This is a genomic window from Priestia sp. SIMBA_032, from assembly GCF_046535215.1.
GTDB lineage: Bacteria > Bacillota > Bacilli > Bacillales > Bacillaceae_H > Priestia > Priestia aryabhattai.
Genome location: NZ_JAWRXD010001354.1, coordinates 1 through 244 on the forward strand (window position 1 = coordinate 1; position 244 = coordinate 244).

A 244-nucleotide genomic window follows, 5' to 3' on the forward strand; every position below is an offset into this window, starting at 1 on the left:
GAACGAGCTACGCTCGGGGCAGCGTTGGCGCTGGCCGGAGTGCGCTGGAAGAGGGAATTCATGTCACCGCCGACGCTCGACGCCGGGGTCAATCTCAGCTCTGATGCTGCCGGTCGAACGGCCCGATAGCAATTCTAGTCTGATCGTGCCATCGGCCACGTGCCGCACCGCGACGATGTCAAGGAGACGCACCTCAAGCCCGACGTCGGAGCGGCCCAAGTAGCAGCGCTCGCCATCCCTCGAG

Annotated in this window: 1 protein-coding gene; it reads right to left on the reverse strand. The window is 65.2% G+C overall.

Annotation, left to right across the window (positions count from 1 at the left end; genetic code table 11):
* Positions 1-63: 63 nt before the first annotated feature.
* Positions 64-244 (reverse strand): hypothetical protein (locus SB717_RS38730; RefSeq protein ID WP_410908561.1); only part of this gene is annotated, 181 nt, incomplete at its 5' end.